General features: G+C 74.3%; 1 pseudogene. It reads right to left on the reverse strand.

Features of this window, described 5'->3' with window-relative positions:
- Nucleotides 1–203, reverse strand: a pseudogene (locus tag ACQG3P_RS21870) (3-keto-disaccharide hydrolase); the annotation flags it as partial.
- Between the last annotated feature and the right edge of the window lie 42 nt (nucleotides 204–245).

Below are 245 nucleotides of genomic sequence, written 5' to 3' on the forward strand. Positions count from 1 at the left end.
GAGCCGGCGTGGCGGTGTGGGTAGGGGGGGTTGTTGTAACTGTCGTGCGCCTGCGGCTCATACTGGTGCTGGAGAGAGGCGCCGCTGTTGCGGCGAGGCTGGCCGTCGAGGACGTTGGTCGCGGTGGGCGCGCGCCACTCGACGTGCGGCGGGATGTCGCAGGGATCCTGTCTGGTGCGCAGGCCCTTGCTGCCCGGCCGCACGGGCAGCGCGCCGGGGGGTGCGGTCCAGGGCACGGGGCCGCG

Source organism: Stenotrophomonas sp. SrG, assembly GCF_050031795.1.
Taxonomy (GTDB): domain Bacteria; phylum Pseudomonadota; class Gammaproteobacteria; order Xanthomonadales; family Xanthomonadaceae; genus Stenotrophomonas; species Stenotrophomonas rhizophila_A.